Origin of the sequence: Legionella sp. (assembly GCF_965140895.1) — a bacterium.
In the GTDB taxonomy this organism is placed as follows: domain Bacteria; phylum Pseudomonadota; class Gammaproteobacteria; order Legionellales; family Legionellaceae; genus Legionella.
Genome location: NZ_CBCSKT010000135.1, coordinates 1 through 1,197, shown reverse-complemented (window position 1 = coordinate 1,197; position 1,197 = coordinate 1). Strand labels below are relative to the sequence as shown.

The window sequence follows — 1,197 nt, the reverse complement described above, 5'->3', positions numbered from 1 at the left end:
AGCCTGCGCTATCGCTTTATTTTTCCAGCCCTCATTTTTCAATAAGACGGCCTTTATGCGATCCGCAACTCGTTTATTACCTTCATAACGATGGCGTAACTCTAAATATTCTTTTTGCTCTGCACTCAGTGGATGAAATTTCATAATGCCGATACTTTTAATTCATTTCAGAAAAAATTTCCAGTACTTTCAATGGCGATGGGTATATAGAATATGGACTGATAGCAATAAACCAGTATGATTTTACGGGAGATAAATTTTTTGATTTAGCCAAATTTGGTTGAATTATAGGCTATTTAATGACTTGTAATTCGCATTTGCCCCAATCCTGTAATTAAACCCAAATTTCTTTGGCTTTTTGAAATTGGTCTCTTCGATGAGAGACTGAATGGGTATAGCGCCCGACGGCCACAGCAGGCACCGTCAAGTTAACTTCAAAGAATTAGACATACAGTCGGTTGATACACTGGTTGTGACTGCATAAGTTCTGCAAGTTTGAAGTTTTTGTTCGATATAAGTTGTCCACGCCGGGCCGAGACCATCCCGGTCCCAGAGATGTACTTGAGAATAGCCGAATATACTGACCGAAAAATCCCCACCAAGGCCATCAAGCGAATCATCAGCAACAAGGATAGGGAAATCCCCAGCCGTATCTCTAAATTTATATGAGCGACTCGGCGCCTCCCGCTCTTCTATTACATAATAAAGCCCCTGCGCCATCACACATCGATCAATGCCAGGCAAGCGTCTCATTTCAAAACCGATTAATTGCCGCCACACCAAACGAATCTTGTCATAATCATTCCCGCCCGTTTTATATAAATCATCCCACTCACGGTCAAGTAGTTCAAAAGCATGTTGAAGGCTCGCATAATTATAATGCATGCAGGGTTTAGTCAAAATTCGAGGCGCCCAGTCCTTTCGAAACTGTATCATCGCATCACGAAGTTTACTCTCTCGCGTCATATCTTTATTGAGCAATGCCGTTACATCCTCAGCAGAAGCATCTTTAATTAGTTGAATTAATGGACTTAAATTATAGGGTTCTTGTTTTAACATACCATCAATGTGCGGTTTATATCGCTCATATTGGCATATCCTTTGCTGTTCAGCATCTTTTGTTTCTATTTTTGAAAAATAAGACTGTACCTTCTCTGCCAGCTCATAATCCCCTGCACCCAATGCAAACTCATAAAT

Annotated in this window: 1 pseudogene; it reads right to left on the bottom strand. The window is 40.7% G+C overall.

Annotation, left to right across the window (positions count from 1 at the left end):
* Nucleotides 1-423: 423 nt before the first annotated feature.
* A pseudogene (locus ACQY7T_RS13025) lies at nt 424-1,197 on the bottom strand (hypothetical protein); the annotation flags it as partial.